Here is a 13,105-nt window from a genome sequence, read left to right as displayed (position 1 = left end):
AGCAAGCCGCGCGATTCTGGAAAGAAACGGGAGGAAAGACCCATGTCCAAATCACTGAGTCGAGGCCGGCTCATGCTGGCCGCCAGCGCCGCGGCGCTGATCGCCTTCGCCGCGCCGGCGCGTGCCGACGAGGCCGCCGCCAAGAAGTGGATCGACAGCGAATTCCAGCCTTCCACGCTCTCCAAGGAAGAGCAGATGAAGGAGATGGAGTGGTTCATCAAGGCGGCCGAGCCCTTCAAGGGCATGGAGATCAACGTCGTCTCCGAGACCATCACCACCCATGAATACGAGGCGAAGGTCCTGGCCAAGGCCTTCTCCGAGATCACCGGGATCAAGCTCACCCACGACCTCATCCAGGAGGGCGACGTGGTGGAGAAGATCCAGACCCAGATGCAGTCGGGCAAGAACATCTACGACGCGTGGGTGAACGACTCCGACCTCATCGGCACCCATTTCCGCTACAAGCAGGCCGTGCCGCTGACCGACTGGATGGTCGGCGAGGGCAAGGACGTCACACTGCCGACGCTCGACCTCGGCGACTTCATCGGCATCTCCTTCACCACCGCCCCGGACGGCAAGCTCTACCAGCTGCCCGACCAGCAGTTCGCCAACCTCTACTGGTTCCGCTACGACTGGTTCGCCAACCCGGACTACAAGGCCCGCTTCAAGGCCAAGTACGGCTACGATCTCGGCGTGCCGGTGAACTGGTCGGCCTATGAGGACATCGCCGAATTCTTCACCAACGACGTGAAGGAAATCGACGGCGTCAAGGTCTATGGCAACATGGACTACGGCAAGAAGGACCCCTCGCTCGGCTGGCGCTTCACCGATGCGTGGCTCTCCATGGCCGGCAACGGCGACCGCGGCCTGCCCAACGGCAAGCCGGTCGACGAGTGGGGCGTGCGCATGGAAGGCTGCCGCCCGACCGGCTCCTCCGTCGAGCGCGGCGGCGACACCAACGGCCCGGCGGCCGTCTACTCGATCACCAAGTACATCGAGTGGCTGAAGAAATACACGCCCGCCGCCGCCAACGGCATGACCTTCTCCGAAGCCGGCCCGGTGCCCGCCCAGGGCAACATCGCCCAGCAGATGTTCTGGTACACCGCCTTCACCGCCGACATGGTGAAGCCCGGCCTGCCGGTCATGAACGCCGACGGCACCCCGAAGTGGCGCATGGCTCCCTCGCCGAAGGGCGCCTACTGGAAGGAGGGCATGAAGCTCGGCTACCAGGACGTCGGCTCGTGGACCCTGCTGAAGTCGACCCCGGTCGAGCGCCGCAAGGCGGCCTGGCTCTACGCCCAGTTCGTCACCTCGAAGTCCGTCTCGCTGAAGAAGAGCCATGTCGGCCTCACCTTCATCCGCGAGAGCGACATCTGGGACAAGAGCTTCACCGAGCGCGCGCCCAAGCTCGGCGGTCTCGTCGAGTTCTACCGCTCGCCGGCCCGCGTCCAGTGGTCGCCCACCGGCGTGAACATCCCGGACTACCCCAAGCTGGCGCAGCTCTGGTGGCAGAACATCGGCGACGCCTCCTCGGGCGCCAAGACCCCGCAGGCGGCCATGGACTCCCTCGCCGCCGCGCAGGACTCGGTGCTGGAGCGTCTCGAGCGTTCCGGCGTGCAGGGTGACTGCGGCCCGAAGCTCAACGCCAAGCACCCGATGGACTACTGGGTGAAGATGGCCAAGGAGAACGGCAACCTCGCCCCGCAGCCCAAGCTCGCCAACGAGAAGCCGAAGGGCGAGACCATCGACTACGACACCCTGATCGGCAGCTGGCCGGCGACCCCGCCGAAGAAGAACTGAGGCCCGCCGCGATCTCCGCACCGGGGCTCGCAGACCGGCCCCGGCACTTCGTCCCGGAGGCGCACGCGCCGTCCGGGACGCTCTTCTCCCTCCGCCCCCGCCCGTGCCGGCCGGGGGCGGCCGCAAATGCCGGACGTCGTCCCGGACATGGTGTAATGCCGTGCCGGGACGACCACTTTGCGCGGAGTGCAACGTGACCAGCTATCTTCTCGCCATCGACCAGGGCACCACCTCCTCGCGCGCCATCCTGTTCCGGCCCGACACCACCATCGCGGCGCAGGCGCAGCAGGAATTCCCGCAGCACTTCCCCGCCTCCGGCTGGGTCGAGCACGAGGCGGAGGACCTGTGGCGCACCACGCTCGCCACCTGCCGCGCGGTGATCAAGGAGGCCGGCCTGCGCGCCGCCGACATCGCCGCCATCGGCATCACCAACCAGCGCGAGACCACCGTCGTCTGGGACCGCAAGACCGGCGCCGCCATCCACCGCGCCATCGTCTGGCAGGACCGGCGCACCGCCGATCTGTGCGCCCGCCTGCGCGCGGAAGGCCATGAGCCGCTGGTGCGCGAGCGCACCGGGCTGATCCTCGACCCCTATTTCTCCGGCACCAAGATCGGCTGGATCCTCGACGAGGTGCCCGGCGCGCGCGCCCGCGCCGAGCGTGGCGAACTCGCCTTCGGCACCGTCGATTCCTGGCTGCTGTGGAAGCTGACCGGCGGGCAGGTGCACGCCACCGACGCCACCAACGCCGCCCGCACGCTGCTGTTCAACATCCATACCGGCGCATGGGACGACGAATTGCTCGCCCTGCTGCGGGTGCCGCGCTCGCTGCTGCCGGAGGTGCGCGACTGCGCCGCCGATTTCGGCACCACGCTGCCCGGCCTGTTCGACGGCGCCATCGCCATTGGCGGCATCGCCGGCGACCAGCAGGCCGCCACCGTGGGACAGGCCTGCTTCCAGCCGGGCATGATCAAGTCGACCTACGGCACCGGCTGCTTCGCCCTGCTCAACACCGGCCACACCGCCGTCGCCTCGCAGAACCGGCTGTTGACCACCATCGCCTACCAGATCGGCGGCAAGCGCAGCTATGCGCTGGAAGGCTCGATCTTCGTCGCCGGCGCGGCGGTGCAGTGGCTGCGCGACGGGCTCGGCATCATCAAGAACTCGGCCGAGAGCGAAGCGCTGGCGGACGCCGCCGATCCTGGCCAGCAGGTCTACCTCGTGCCGGCCTTCGTCGGCCTCGGCGCCCCGCACTGGAACCCCGACGTGCGCGGGGCGATGTTCGGCCTCACCCGCAATTCCGGGCCGGCCGAGTTCGCCCTCGCGGCGCTGGAGAGCGTCTGCTACCAGACCGCCGACCTGATCGACGCCATGAACGCCGACTGGGCCCGCTCGGGCGGCGGCCGCCACGGCACCCCGGTGCTGCGCGTCGACGGCGGCATGGTGGCCTCGAACTTCGCCATGCAGCGCCTTGCCGACCTGCTCGCCGCGCCGGTGGACCGGCCGGTGATCCGCGAGACCACGGCGCTCGGCGCCGCCTATCTCGCCGGGCTGCATGCCGGCATCATGCCCGCCCCCGGCCGCTTCGCCGATTCCTGGCGGCTGGACCGGCGCTTCGACCCCTCCATGCCGGCGGAGACCCGCGCCACCAAGCTCGCCGGCTGGCGCGACGCGGTGCGCCGCCTGACCATGCCGTGACGGTGGGGCGGAGCAAGGCGCGGCGCGACGTCGGCGCTAGCTCTCCACCCGGCGGCAATGCTGCGACAGGCAGCGCACCAGCAGTTCCGCCGAAGGGATCGGCTTCTTGCGCGGAAAGGCGATCTGGAAGCGGTCGTCGAAGGTGAAGCGGTCGGGCGCCAGCGCCCGCAATTCGCCGCGCGCCACCCATTGCGCGGCGAAATGGGCGGGCAGGAAGGCCAGATGCGCGCCGGAACTGACCAGCAGCGCCGTGCCCTCCATATGCGCCGCCACCGCCGCCCAGCGGAAGGGAATGCCGCAGATCGGCCCCTCGCTCATATAGGAGCGCCCGGCGAAGGGCTGGGCCGCCAGCAGGGCGGGCGTCAGCTCCGCGTCCGGCACCGCGAACAGCGGATGGCCCCGCCCGCAATAGAGCCGCTGCTCCTCGTCGAACAGGTCGACCGTCTCGACCGGGCCGGAATAGTCCTGCGCCGGGCTGAGCACCACGTGATAGCGCCCGCTCATCACCCCGCGCGCCAGCTCCTGCGGCGCGGCGATGTCGATCTCCAGATGCACGCGCGGCGCGGCGCGGGCGAACTCGGCCAGCGCCGCCGCCAGCCCGATAGTGGCGTTGGAGTACATCGCGTCGACCGTGCCGAAATGCAGCACGCCGGCGAGATCGCCGCGCACGGCCGCCACCGCGCCCTGAAAGCTCTCGATCGAGCCGAACAGGTCCAGCATGGCGGAATGGACCTGCCGCCCCGCTTCGGTGAGGAAGAAGCCGCTGCGCCCGCGCTCGCACAGCCGCACGCCGAGGCGCTGCTCCAGCAGCTTCATATGGGCGCTGATCGTCGCCTGGCTCATGCCGAGCGCGCCCTGCGCCGCCGAGAAGCCGTTATGGCGCACGACCAGCTGGAAGATGCGCAGCAGGCGCAGATCGAGATCCAGAAGGGCGACGCGACGTTCCATACATCGAGGATGACCGATGTGAACGTTGGATCAAGATGATTTTTCGATGCGTCCGCTGCCGCTAGTCTCCTCGGTAATCGAAATCGGGAACAGCGGCATGTCGGCTCATGGTTATGACAAGGGCAGGCTCAACCTGCCCTTCGTTGGCATCTCCACCTTCGGCAAGAACCCCTACCAGCCGGACTGGGACGCCATCGACGCCGATGTCGCCGTGCTCGGCGCGCCCTTCGACTTCGGCACGCAATGGCGCGCCGGCACCCGCTTCGGGCCACGCGCCATCCGCGAGGCCTCGACGCTGTTCTCCTTCGGCCATGGCGGCGCCTATGACCATGAGGACGACGTCACCTACCTGCCGGCCGACAAGGTGCGCATCCTCGACATTGGCGACGCCGACATCGTGCACACCGACACGCTCACCAGCCACGCCAACATCGCCTATGGCGTGCGCAAGATCCTCGCCGCCGGCGCGCTGCCGGTGGTGCTCGGCGGCGACCATTCGATCAACATTCCCTGCGTCGAGGCCTTCGCCGAGGATTGCGCGAAGAATGGCCCGATCCACATCGTGCAGCTCGACGCGCACCTCGATTTCGTCGACGAGCGCCACGGCGTGCGCTACGGCCACGGCAACCCGATGCGCCGCGCCGCCGAGAAGCCCTATGTCACCGGGCTGAGCCAGCTCGGCATCCGCAACGTCTCCTCCACCGCCCGCGAGGGCTACGAGGCGGCCCGCGCCATGGGCTCGGACATCCTCTCGGTGCGGCAGATCCGCAAGCTCGGCATCGAGGCGACGCTGGCCCGCATCCCGGCCGGCGCGCGCTATTACGTCACCATCGACATTGACGGCTTCGACCCCTCCATCGCCCCGGGCACCGGCACGCCGAGCCATGGCGGCTTCACCTATTACGAGGGGCTGGAACTGCTCGACGGGCTGACCAAGCGCGGCACCGTGGTCGGCATCGACCTGGTGGAAGTCGCGCCCGACTACGACCACACCGGCACCACGGCGATCCTCGCCGCGCAGCTTCTGCTGAACTTCATCGGCCGGGTGATGCACCAGCGGCAGGCGGGGGTCTGAGATGGGCCGCCTGCGCTTCGACTTCTCGGGCGAGAACGTGCTCGTCACCGGCGCCAGCCGGGGCATCGGCCGCGCCATCGCGGAAGGCTTCGCGGGCGCCGGCGCGCTTGTGCACATCCTCGCCGACGATCCGGCGGTGACGGACACCGCCGCCGCCATCGCCGCCGCGACCGGCGCCGAATGCCGGCCGATCGTCTGCGACATCACCGATCCGGCGGCCGTCGAGGCGGCGCTCACCGGCATCGGCCCGCTCGACGTGCTCGTCAACAATGCGGGACTCGAGCGCATCACCCCGCTGCTCGACGGGCGGCCGGAGACCGACGACATTTTCCGCCGCATCGTCGACATCAATGTCGTCGGCACCTGGAACGTGACGCGGCGGGCGGCGGCGCTGATGGGCGAGGGCGGGCGCATCGTGCTCACCGCCTCGATCTGGAGCCGCACGGCGGTCGGCGAGTTCTCCGCCTATGTCGCCTCCAAGCATGCCACGCTCGGCTTCACCCGCTCCATCGCCCATGAGCTCGGCCCGCGCGGCATCCGCGTGAACGCGGTTTGCCCGGGCTGGGTGCGCACCGAGGCGGCGATGCGCTCGCTGGCCGACATGGCGCGGCGCACCGGGCGGCCCGAGCAGGAACTGCTCGACGAGATCGTCGGCGCGCAGGTGCTGCCGGGCCTGCTGGAGCCCGCCGACATCGCCCCGCTCTATCTCTTCCTCGCCTCCGACGGCGCCCGCGACATCACCGGGCAGGCCTTCACGCTCGACCGCGGCGAGGTGATGGCATGAACGCGCTCGCCGGACGCAACGTCCTCGTCACCGGCGCCCGGCGCGGCATCGGCGCCGCCTGCGCCCGCGCCTTCGCGCAGGCCGGCGCGCGGGTCGCCGCCGCCGACATCGCCGCGCCCGACGAGACAATCGCGAGCCTCGGCCCGGGCGGGCATCTCGGCCTTGTCTGCGACGTCGCCGACGAGGCGTTGGTGGAGGCGATGTTCGCCGCTCTGACGGAGGAGTTCGGCACGCTGGACGTGCTGGTGCACTGCGCCGGCGTCATCCACGAGGCGCCGCTGCTGGAGACGCCGGTCGAAGCCTTCGACCGGGTGATCGCCATCAATCTGCGCGGCAGCTTCCTCGTCGGCCGCGCCGCCATCGCGATGATGGCCGGGCGCGGCGGGCGGGTGATCCTGACCGCCTCCGACCTCGCCTATCTCGGGCGCGAGACCTTCTCGCCCTATGTCGCCTCCAAGCACGCCGTGCTGGGGCTGACCCGCTCCTGGGCGCGCGAGTTCGCGCCCGGAATCCTCGTCAACGCGCTCTGCCCCGGCCCCATCGACACCGAGATGCTTGGGGCCGCCAGCATGAGCGCGGAATGGCGCGCCCGCGAGCTTGCCATCCCGCTCGCCCGCTTCGGGCGGCCGGAGGAGGTGGCGGCGATGGCGGTGGTTCTTGCCGGTCCCGCCGGGGATTACGTCACCGGGCAGGGCATCGGCGTCAATGGCGGGAGTGTCATGCCATGATCCGCAACCCGATCCCCTGGCCGAACGGGGCGCGCTGCGCCGCCTGCATCACCTTCGACATGGACGCCGACAGCCTCGTCCACATCGCCCACCCGCAGGACGGCCATTCGCGCGTCGCCGCCATCTCCATGCTGCGCTACGGCCCGCAGGTGGCGGTGCCGCGCATCGTCGACAGCTACCGGGCGCTGGGGCTGAAGCAGACCTTCTTCATCCCCGCCTGGTGCATCGAGCAATACCCGCAGGCGGTGGAGACCATACTCGCCGGCGGGCACGAGATCGCCCATCACGGCTTCCTGCACGAGCACCCGCGCGAACTGGACGCGGCGGCGGAGGCGCACTGGCTTGATCGCGGCATCGAGGTGATCGTACGCGCCACCGGCCAGCGCCCGCGCGGCTGGCGCGCCCCGCTCTACAATTTCTCGCACCGCTCGGCCGATCTGCTGATCGAGCGCGGCTTCCTCTACGACGCCTCGCTGATGGGCGACGACCAGCCCTATCTGCTGGAGACCGACACGGGCGGGCTGGTGGAGCTGCCCTCGCACTGGGGCCTCGACGACTGGCCGCAATATGTCCAGTCCTCCGACCTCGACTACATGATGCCCATCCGCGCGCCGCGCGAGGGCTTCGAGGCCTTCCGGCAGGAATTCGAGGCCGCCTACGCCTATGGCGGGCTGTGGGTTCCGGTCGTGCACCCCTTCGCCTCGGGCCGGCTGGCCCGCTGGCGCCTCTACCACGCCTTTCTCGAGGACGTGCTCCAGCGCGGCGACGTGTGGTTCGCGCCGATGGAGGAGATCGCCCGCCATGTGCGGACGGTGAGCGCGGACGGCTCCTGGGCCGCCCGTGTCGATCGCCTGCCCTACTACACGGAGCCCGTACGGGTCCGCTGAGACGCAAGCGGCGGCACCAAAGCACGCCGCGCAACGAACGATCCTAGGGAGACCACCATGGAAGACCAGGCTCTGGCGTGGGAGCGCGAGCTCGAACGCCGCATCCGCATCTATGACCAGCTCGAGGCCGGCGGCCACTGGCCCGGCCGCCTTTCCGCCGTCGACTACTGGGCGATGGCCGGGCTCACGCTCGCGCTCAGCGTCGGCTTCTGGATGTGGGGGCACTGAGATGAGCACGACCAAGGACGATTACCGCCTGGCCGCCGAGCGCGGCGACGCTCCCCTGCTGCCGGGCGAGCGGCTGTGGGGCTTCTGGGAGTTCACCTACGCCAATTCGGCGCTGGCCATCGCCACCTGGGCGTTCCTGATCGGGGGCGCGGTCGGGCTGTTCGTCGGCCCGCGCGAGGGCATCGCCGCCATCGTCATCGGCAACATCATCGGCGTGTCCATCACCGCGCTCGCGACCTGCGTGGCGACCGGGCGCTACGGCGTCGAGCAGTTCGTGTTCCTGCGCTCGATGTTCGGCGCCAACGGCGCCCGGCTGGTCTACGTGCTGGCGGTGGTGTTCCTCACCATGGGCTGGCTCGCCGTGCTCGGCATCATGTTCGGCCGCTCCATCGACGGGCTGCAGACGCTGGTGAGCGGAGGCGACCCCACCGTGCCGGCCTCGCCGCTCAAGATCGTCATCGCCGCCTGCGGTGCCATACTGCTCACCTGGTTCGTGGTGGCCAAGGGCCCGACCTCGATCCGCTTCTTCAACATGATCATCGCCCCCGCTCTGGTGGTGCTGATGTTCGTGATGATGGCGCTGATCCTGTCGCAGCATTCCTTCGCCGAGATCCTCGACATGAAGCCGCTGGCCCCGCCCTTCGAGGACGGCACCGCCAACTTCATCATCGCCATCGAGGTGAACATCGCCGCCGGCATGTCGTGGTGGCCCTATCTCGGCAACCTCGCCCGCCTGACCCGCAACGAGCGGGTGGCGACGTGGCCGAACTTCGTCGGCGTGTTCGGCGCCGCCGTGCTCGGCGAGATCGTCGGGCTGATGGCCGCCGTGGCGCTCGGCAATGCCGACCCGACCATCTGGATGGCGCAGATCGGCGGCCTCGTCATCGGCGTCGTGGCGCTCGGCTTCGTCGCCTTCGCCAACGTCACCTCCATGGCCAACATCCTCTACACCTCGCTGATCGGCCTGCGTCAGGTCGGCACGGCGGGCGTGCGGGCGGTCCGCTGGGAGACGCTGACCTTCCTGTTCTGCGTCGCCCCGCTGGCGCTGGTGATGTTCGCGCCCGGCATCTATGACGGCTTCTTCAAGTTCCTGGTCTGGACCTCGGCGCTCAACAGCGCGCTCGCCGGCATCGGCATCGCCGACTACTTCATCCTGCGCCGGCAGCAGATCGACCTGCGCGCCCTGTTCGCCCGCCCGCAGGATTCCGCCTACCGCTTCTGGCACGGCTTCAACCCGATCGGCCTGTTCGCCCTGGCGGTCGGCTTCCTCGTCTATGTCGGCGTGTTCAACCCGCTGTCGCTGGAGCACACCTCGCTGTTCGTCCTGCTGACGGCGTCCATCCCCTCCTGCCTGGCGGCCGGCCTGTGCCACTGGGGCCTGACGGCCGCCTTCGCCCGCCGGCTGGGATGGGGGGCCTATGGCGAGCGCCCGGCCGTGTCCGCCGCGCCGGCCGCGCAGCTCTGACGGAGACCGAGATGAGCGAAGAATTCGACTATATCGTCGTCGGTGCCGGGTCGGCCGGGTGCGTCCTCGCCGCCCGGCTGACCGAGGACCCCGCCGTGAAGGTGCTGGTGCTGGAATTCGGCGGCAGCGACCGCAGCATCTTCATCCAGATGCCCTCGGCGCTGTCTATCCCGATGAACGGCACCAAGTACAACTGGCGCTACGAGACGGCGCCGGAGCCGGGCCTCGACGGGCGCCGCGTGCACTGCCCGCGCGGCAAGGTGCTCGGCGGCTCCTCCTCCATCAACGGCCTCGTCTACATGCGCGGCCATGCCCGCGACTTCGACGAGTGGGAGGGGCTGGGCGCGCGCGGCTGGGGCTACCGCAACTGCCTGCCCTATTTCCGCAAGGCCGAGAGCTTCGCCTTCGGCGCCGACGAATATCGCGGCACGGGCGGGCCGCTCGCCGTCAACAACGGCAACCGCATGGCCAACCCGCTCTACCGCGCCTTCGTCGATGCCGGACGCGATGCCGGCTACATAACGACCGAGGATCCGAACGGCTACATGCAGGAGGGCTTCGGCCCCATGCACATGACGGTGAAGGACGGCGTGCGCTGGTCGGCGGCCAATGCCTATCTGCGCCCCGTGCTGTCGCGCCCGAACCTCAAGGTCGTCACCCACGCCATGACGCGGCGGGTGCTGGTCGAGGCCGGCCGCGCCACCGGGGTGGAGTATCTCGTCGGCGACACGGCGCGCACCGCCAGGGCGCGCCGCGAGGTGATCGTCTCGGCCGGGCCGATCGGCTCGCCGCACCTGCTCCAGCGCTCGGGCATCGGCCCGGGCGCGGTGCTGCGCGCCGCCGGCATCGAGGTGCTGGCCGACGTGCCGGGCGTCGGCGAGAATCTTCAGGACCATTCCGAGATCTACATCCAGTACGCCTGCAAGCAGCCCATTACCCTCAACGGACGTATGGGTCCGCTCAGCAAGCTGCGCATCGGGCTCGAATGGATCCTGTTCAAGCGCGGCCTGGGCGTGACCAACCATTTCGAATCGGGTGGCTTCATCCGCTCGGACGCCTCGGTCGGCTGGCCCGACATCCAGTTCCATTTCCTGCCCGCCGCCATGCGCTATGACGGCAAGCAGCCGCTCAAGGGCCATGGCTTCATGGTTCTGACCGGCCCCAACAAGCCCAGGAGTCGGGGCCATGTGCGCGCCCGCTCGGCCGACCCGCGCGAGCATCCGGAGATCCTGTTCAACTATCTCGACCGCGAGGAGGACCGCGAGGGCTTCCGCCGCTGCGTGCGGCTCACCCGCGAGATCGTCGCCCAGCCGGCGATGGACCCGTTCCGCGCGGAGGAGATCGCCCCGGGCGCCGATGTGAGGAGCGACGACGAGATCGACGCCTTCGTGCGCCAGACCATGGAGAGCACCTATCACCCCTGCGGAAGCTGCCGCATGGGCGAGGACGCGATGGCGGCGGTGGACAGCGAACTGCGCGTGCGCGGCATCGCCGGGCTGCGGGTGGTGGATTCCTCGGTGTTCCCGAGCGAGCCCAACGCCAATCTCAACGCGCCCACCATCATGCTGGCCGAGCGCGCGGCGGACCTCATCCTCGGCCGTCCGCTGCTGCCGGCCTCCAACGCCGCGATCGGCCTCGCGCCGGGCTGGGAGAGCAGCCAGCGCAGCGGCCGGCCCGCGCGCCCGGTGCTCGGCGGCGCGCTCTGAACCGCTCGGCGCCGGAACGGGCGGGTTCGGCCGAACCCGCCTATTTCGGCCGCCGCCGCGTGGCCAGCACGTTGCGGATCGAGAAGGAGGAGTGGATGCGCAGCACGCCGGGCAGCGTCGACAATATGTCGGTGTGGATGCGCTCGAATTCGGCGGCGTTCTCTACCTCGACCCGCAGCAGATAGTCCGAACCGCCGGTCATCAAATAGCACTCCTGGATTTCCGGGTGCCGGCGCACCGCCGTCTCGAAGCGGGCGAGATAGTCCTCGGTCTGCCGCTCCAGCGTGATGTTGATGATCACCGCCATCGCCGCGTCGCGCCCCGAATGGTCGACCAGCGCGGTATAGCCGCGAATGACGCCGCTATGCTCCATCAGCTTGATGCGGCGCAGGCAGGTCGAGGCCGACAGCCCGACCTCCTCGGCGATCTTCGCCGTGCTCATGCGCGCGTCGAGGCGCAGCAGGCGCAGGATGTTGCGGTCGGTTGCGTCGAGCGCGCTCATGACGGCTTCCTTCAAAAGATCGACGAATCTTGCATAGAAACGTATTCGTTGAAAATCCGATGCGCGAATCGACCGCCCTTTGCGCGATTCCTGCATTATCATCGACACCCGTTCGAGTGATGGTCCAGCGGCGGATGCGGGCGATGTTCGGTGAAATCTCGGAGCAGCTTCTGGCGAGCGACACGGCGCCGGGCATCCTGACCGTCGACCTCCGGGCGCTTGTCGCCAATTACCGCGCCCTCGCCGCCCGCGTCGCCCCGGCGAGGGTCGCCGGCGTGGTCAAGGCCGACGCCTACGGGCTGGGCGCGGCCCGCGTCGCGCCGGCGCTGGAAGCGGCCGGCTGCCGCGATTTCTTCGTCGCCCAGCTTTCCGAGGCGCTGGCGCTAAAGCCCCGGCTCGACGCGGACAGCCGCCTCTATGTCCTCAGCGGCCTGCAGCCCGGCGCGGAACCGGCCTGCGCGCACGCCGGCATCGTGCCGGTGCTGAACAGCCTCGAGCAGATCGCCGCCTGGTCGCGGCTTGCCCGCGCGCGGGGTGAAGAACTGCCGGCGCTGCTCCAGTTCGACACCGGCATGTCGCGCTTCGGCCTGTCGGCGCCGGAGGCCGCGACCCTTTCCGCCGAACCCTCGCGGCTCGACGGTGTGCGCCTCCTGCATGTGATGAGCCATCTCGCCTGCGCCGACGAGCCCGGCGCCGGGCTGAACGGCGAGCAGCTCGCGGCGATGCGGCGCCTGTCCGCCGCCTTCCCCGGCGTGCCGGTCAGCTTCGCCAATTCCGGCGGCGTGTTCCTCGGGCCGGATTATCACGGCGCGCTGGTGCGCCCGGGCATCGCGCTCTATGGCGGCGCGCCGACCGCCGGCACGGCCAACCCGATGGCGCCGGTGGTCCGGCTCGACGTGCGGGTGGTGCAGGTCCGCACCGTGCCGGCCGGTGCCCGCGTCGGCTATGGCGGCGCGCATGTGACCTCGGGCGAACGCCGCCTCGCCACCACGGCCGCCGGCTATGCCGACGGGCTGCCGCGCGCCCTGAGCGACCGCGGCGCCGCCTATTGGGGCGCCACCCGCCTGCCGATCGCCGGGCGCGTCTCGATGGACAGCCTGACCCTCGACGTGACCGCGCTGCCGCCCGGCACGCTCAAGCCCGGCGCGCTGGTGGAGATGATCGGCGCGCACCAGACGCTCGACGCTCTCGCCGCCGACGCCGGCACCATCGCCTATGAAATCCTCACCGGCCTCGGCACGCGCTATCATCGCGTCTACCGCTGAGCCGCCCGCGCGAGTTTGCCC

General features: G+C 69.8%; 12 protein-coding genes. 10 read left to right on the top strand and 2 right to left on the bottom strand.

Annotation, left to right across the window (positions count from 1 at the left end; translation table 11 throughout):
* The first annotated feature begins 42 nt into the window (after positions 1 to 42).
* Together GBB76_RS14315 and glpK are read left to right on the top strand one after the other, a co-directional pair.
* A complete protein-coding gene (locus GBB76_RS14315) occupies positions 43 to 1,800 on the top strand; it encodes an ABC transporter substrate-binding protein (protein ID WP_152303925.1) in 1,758 nt (585 codons plus the stop codon).
* A 193-nt stretch (positions 1,801 to 1,993) separates the two neighbouring features.
* Positions 1,994 to 3,496 (top strand): glycerol kinase GlpK, encoded by a 1,503-nt coding sequence (gene glpK, locus GBB76_RS14310; RefSeq protein WP_152303924.1) that lies wholly within the window; start codon positions 1,994 to 1,996, stop codon positions 3,494 to 3,496.
* A 36-nt stretch (positions 3,497 to 3,532) separates the two neighbouring features.
* Here the strand turns inward: glpK and GBB76_RS14305 are convergent, their stop codons facing one another.
* Positions 3,533 to 4,444, bottom strand: a complete 912-nt coding sequence (locus tag GBB76_RS14305; RefSeq protein ID WP_152303923.1) for a LysR family transcriptional regulator — start codon at positions 4,442 to 4,444, stop codon at positions 3,533 to 3,535.
* A gap of 97 nt (positions 4,445 to 4,541) precedes the next feature.
* Between GBB76_RS14305 and speB the strand changes: the two genes are divergently transcribed.
* Genes speB through betA form a run of 7 tightly spaced genes read left to right on the top strand, consistent with a single transcriptional unit; the run spans position 4,542 to position 11,317 of the window.
* Positions 4,542 to 5,519, top strand: a complete 978-nt coding sequence (gene speB / locus GBB76_RS14300; protein WP_152303922.1) for an agmatinase — start codon at positions 4,542 to 4,544, stop codon at positions 5,517 to 5,519.
* Position 5,520: 1 nt separating this feature from the next.
* The gene (locus GBB76_RS14295) at positions 5,521 to 6,303 is read left to right on the top strand and encodes an SDR family NAD(P)-dependent oxidoreductase (RefSeq protein ID WP_152303921.1); all 783 of its coding nucleotides are present in this window, start codon (positions 5,521 to 5,523) and stop codon (positions 6,301 to 6,303) included.
* Entirely contained in the window at positions 6,300 to 7,031 is a 732-nt protein-coding gene (locus tag GBB76_RS14290) for an SDR family NAD(P)-dependent oxidoreductase (RefSeq protein ID WP_152303920.1), read from the top strand. Before GBB76_RS14295 ends, GBB76_RS14290 begins: the two co-directional genes overlap by 4 nt.
* Positions 7,028 to 7,918, top strand: a complete 891-nt coding sequence (locus GBB76_RS14285; RefSeq protein ID WP_152303919.1) for a polysaccharide deacetylase — start codon at positions 7,028 to 7,030, stop codon at positions 7,916 to 7,918. The genes GBB76_RS14290 and GBB76_RS14285 overlap by 4 nt, the downstream gene beginning before the upstream one ends.
* Before the next feature lie 57 nt (positions 7,919 to 7,975).
* A complete protein-coding gene (locus tag GBB76_RS18770; protein WP_202911109.1) occupies positions 7,976 to 8,146 on the top strand; it encodes a hypothetical protein in 171 nt (56 codons plus the stop codon).
* Position 8,147: 1 nt separating this feature from the next.
* Complete coding sequence (locus GBB76_RS14280) at positions 8,148 to 9,611, top strand: cytosine permease (protein ID WP_152303918.1); 1,464 nt, start codon at positions 8,148 to 8,150, stop codon at positions 9,609 to 9,611.
* An 11-nt stretch (positions 9,612 to 9,622) separates the two neighbouring features.
* A complete protein-coding gene (gene betA, locus GBB76_RS14275) occupies positions 9,623 to 11,317 on the top strand; it encodes a choline dehydrogenase (RefSeq protein WP_152303917.1) in 1,695 nt (564 codons plus the stop codon).
* Positions 11,318 to 11,357: 40 nt separating this feature from the next.
* On the opposite strand, the gene GBB76_RS14270 is transcribed toward betA, so the two are convergent.
* Positions 11,358 to 11,819 (bottom strand): Lrp/AsnC family transcriptional regulator, encoded by a 462-nt coding sequence (locus tag GBB76_RS14270; protein WP_152303916.1) that lies wholly within the window; start codon positions 11,817 to 11,819, stop codon positions 11,358 to 11,360.
* 143 nt (positions 11,820 to 11,962) lie between these two features.
* Here GBB76_RS14270 and alr point away from each other — a divergent pair, with 143 nt between their 5' ends.
* Entirely contained in the window at positions 11,963 to 13,084 is a 1,122-nt protein-coding gene (gene alr / locus GBB76_RS14265; RefSeq protein ID WP_152303915.1) for an alanine racemase, read from the top strand.
* Positions 13,085 to 13,105: the final 21 nt, after the last annotated feature.

The organism is Ancylobacter sp. TS-1, from assembly GCF_009223885.1.
Classification (GTDB): Bacteria; Pseudomonadota; Alphaproteobacteria; order Rhizobiales; family Xanthobacteraceae; genus Ancylobacter.
This window is presented reverse-complemented; position numbering and strand designations above follow the sequence as displayed.